Annotated in this window: 3 protein-coding genes; all 3 read right to left on the bottom strand. The window is 66.5% G+C overall.

Annotated features, from left to right (window positions below):
- A partial coding sequence (locus tag VGD93_RS06245; RefSeq protein WP_395010291.1) for a glycoside hydrolase family 36 protein occupies positions 1 to 1,889 on the bottom strand: 1,889 nt, incomplete at its 3' end.
- Positions 1,886 to 2,860 (bottom strand): Gfo/Idh/MocA family protein, encoded by a 975-nt coding sequence (locus tag VGD93_RS06240; RefSeq protein WP_395010289.1) that lies wholly within the window; start codon positions 2,858 to 2,860, stop codon positions 1,886 to 1,888. The genes VGD93_RS06245 and VGD93_RS06240, both read right to left, overlap by 4 nt.
- On the bottom strand, positions 2,857 to 3,567 hold the full coding sequence (locus VGD93_RS06235) for a zinc-dependent alcohol dehydrogenase (RefSeq protein ID WP_395010287.1): 711 nt from the start codon (positions 3,565 to 3,567) through the stop codon (positions 2,857 to 2,859). Before VGD93_RS06235 ends, VGD93_RS06240 begins: the two co-directional genes overlap by 4 nt.
- Positions 3,568 to 3,580 lie beyond the last annotated feature (13 nt).

Below are 3,580 nucleotides of genomic sequence, written 5' to 3'. Positions count from 1 at the left end.
GTGAACTGCCGTGACTGGTAGGGGCGGAGATGAACCGGGATACCGTGCGAACCCTCGACGCAGCGCTCCGCGTCCTCGAAGACCGGCCCGTGTCCTTCGAAGATCGACCACGGCACCAGCCGCTCGGTTGCGCGGTCGCCTGTATTGAACACATTGACGAGCAATGACCCATCGGCCTGCCGTGTACTCTGGATCAGTACCGGGTCGGCATGGCTGACGGCCATCGGCTCGCCGTTGGGATAGCTCGAGAGCGTATAGTGCAGTGCCGATCGGCCGAGCTCGGGGAAGCTGCAGGAAATAGCCCGTGGCTTGGCCAGCAGATCGGCGAAGAGCTGCCGACGCTCGGGCGACACCTCGTCGAGCTGGTCGCTGGTCATGACGACGCCACCGGCGAGACCGGCGAACATGGCAAGCGAACGCACCTGATCGTCGGTCAGTTCGTGGAAGCGGTCGCGGAGCAGGATGCAGTCGGGATCGCTCTGCCACAGGATGCCATTGGCGAAATTGCGGGCGGTCTGGTCGCGCAGCAGCGACTGGGCGGAATAGTGCCCGCGCCAGGACACCCCGACATCGCGGCCGATGCGCATGACGTCGGCGTAGCCCACCGCCGCCCAGATGGGCGAGCCGCAGCAGAGCAGGGTCGCCTCGCCGATCTCCTCGCGCATCAGCCGGGCCATGCGCATCCAGATTTCGATGCGGCTGAGGCCGTCCTCGTGCCACAACGCCTGGTCCGGGCCATAGGTGGAGCCGAGGTGGAGGAAATCGGCCTTGAAGTAGCCGCAGTTCCACTCGCGCGCCCAGGTGCGGAATACGCGCCTGATATAGGCTTCCGCATCGGGATGGGTGACGTCGAGGACGTAGTATTCCTCGCTGCGCTTGTGCCAGCGGAACTCGCCGTAAAAAGTCATGGGGGCGAGCGGCTCGCCGGTGGCGCGACTGCGCACGATCCAGTCGGGATGTTCGGCAAAGAGCCGCGAGCGGTTGCCCACCATGAAGGGGGCGATCCAGAGGCCGGGGGTAAATCCCTTGTCGCGCGCTGCCTCGAGGATGGGCCGAATGCCCTGCGGGAATTGCGGCTTGAAGTCGAGCCAGTCGCCCATTTCGGGCGTGAAGCCATCGTCGATCTGGAAAATGTCGAAGGGCACCTTGCTTTCCTCGCGGAAGCGGGCCGCGGCGTCGAGATGTTCGAGCAGTACCTTGGGCTCAAGCGAGGCGTAAAGATTGTACCAGGAGCACCAGCCGGTGACGCGGCGCGGCGGAAGACGGGGCGGCACTGGACTGGCCTCGGCCACGGCGCGGGCCCAGCGGGCGAGGGCCTGTTCGGTATCGTCGCCGGCAAACAGGATCAGCGGCTCGGCGCGAACCTCGCCGGTGAAAGACTTGCGGTCGATCAGCGTCTCGACGTCGATCGCGAGCGGTCCGTTCTCGAAGTTGAAGCGAAAGCGCGATTGGTACCTGTCGTGGCGAAGGAAGCCGAGTATGACGGCGCCGTCGCGCCCGCGGGGCAAGAGGGCTGTGGCGGCGTAGCCTTCGAGCAGGTTCGGGTCGGCAGCGGCGGCTTCCATTGCCGTGTCGGGTTCGACCAAATGGGAGCCGTCCCAGCTCATGTAGCCGTTGCGCAGGTACTGGCGCACGTTGGCGGCGCGGCCGATGCGCAGACCGAGCGAAGAAAGGCGCCGGGTGCCGATGAAACCGGAGAGTCGCAGGTCGAGGCGCTCGCCCTCAATCTGCAACTCTACCATCGTTCCGTCGCTCAGTCGCCAGGCAAGGCCGCGATCATCAGCCCGCTCCAGCCGGTGTTCGGGCACCGTTCCGTCGACCAGTGGCGCCAGATCGCCAAGCAGCACGCCGCCAAGGTCAAAGGAGGTGCCGGTGGGGTCAAAGGTCACAGAAACACCTCGTGCTTCCGGTCCGCGGAGTCACGAGCCGCCAGGACGATGCGCAGCGTGTCGGCACCATCGGAAAGCGGCACGCGGGGTGCGCGGCCGCTGCCGATGGCGTCGACCACGTCTTCAAGCTGGGCGACGAACGGGTCGACCGAGGTTTCGATGCGTTGGCTCATGCCGCCGGGCCGGGTGTCGGTGATCTCGGCGACGTTCCAGTCAGTGAAATCAGCGACCATGGTCTCGCCGATCACTTGCCACTGCTTGGCCCAACGGCCGGGCACCGCCAGATTAGAGGCGTGGAGGACGCCGATGGCGCCGCTCTCATAGGTCAGAATGAGCGCGCTGACGTCCTCGACCGTGTAGCCGGGGACGTCGGCATGGCCGAAGCGGGTGGCTGAGGCGAAGACCGAGCGCGGCATGCCCAGGTTCACACGCGCAAGATCAACGATATGGACAAGTTGCTCCACCATCTGGCCACCGGCTTTTTCACGGTCGCGCCACCAGGGGGCGTGGAGGGCATTGCAGTGGAACGAACCGGAGAAATGAGCAATGCGGCCGGCCGCGCCTGCCGTCACCAGCTCCTGCCAGCGCCGCACGGCGCCGCCGAAGCGATACATGAAGCCACAGGCGGCAACGACGCCCCGCGTTGCCTCGACCATCCTTGCCGCATGCTCGTTGGTGAGGGTGATCGGCTTTTCGACCAGCAGGTTCACGCCGGCACGCGCCGCTGCCTCGACCTGTCCGTGATGGGCGAAGGGCGGCAAGGCGACGATGACCAGGTCGAGCCGCTCCGCAGCCAGCATTCGGTCGAAATCGGTGTAAGCCGCGATTCCCCGTGAGGCTGCGAAGGCGCGGGTCTTGTCGAGGTCGCGGCCGCAGCAGGCGACGAACTCGGCGCCCTCTATCTTGGCCAGGGCGTCTGCGTGGCGGGTGCCGATGCCGCCAGGGCCGAGTAGGGCGGCGCGCAGGGTCATGTGAGGGTTCCAAAGTTGAGCACGGACTGCAGAATGGAGGGATCGCCGCCCTGGTCGAGCCGCGCGAACAGGGCGGGGGCCTCGGCAAAGGGCACCATTTCGGTGATCAGCGGCAGCAGGTCGAGCCGTCCTTCGCACTGCAGCCGCACGGCAGCCTCCCAGAGCCGCGGCTTGCTCCAGCGGTGGCTAGCCTCAGGTGCGACGCCCGAGATCTGACTGGAGATGAGTTCGATGCGGTTGTGATGGAATTCGTCGCCGAGCCTCAACCCACGCGTCTCACCTTGGAAGAAGCCCATGGCGACCACGCGGCCGGCATAGGTCACCGTGCGCATGGCCTCGGCGAGCGCCGGTGGCGAACCCGAGACTTCAATGCAGATGTCGGCGCCGCGCCCGCCATTGCTGTCCTTTATGGCATCGGCAACGGAGCCGGCTGTGGGATCGCACGTCCGCGCCGCGCCCATGCGCTCTGCCATCTGACGCCGGAACGGCACCGGATCGACCCCGATCACGGTGGCTCCCGAGGCATGCGCGGCCTGCACCACGATCTGTCCGGGGACACCGAGACCGAAGACGACCACCAGGTCGCCGAGCCGGATGCGTGCATCATGGATGCCGTTCAGCGCCACCGCCCCGATATGGGAGAAGATGCCGATGCGCGGATCGGCGCCCGCGGGCAGGACGCGACCGCCGATATCGGCTTCGCTCATCACATGGCCGGTA

It is taken from the genome of Devosia sp., from assembly GCF_036406155.1.
Taxonomy (GTDB): Bacteria; Pseudomonadota; Alphaproteobacteria; order Rhizobiales; family Devosiaceae; genus Devosia_A.
This window is presented reverse-complemented; position numbering and strand designations above follow the sequence as displayed.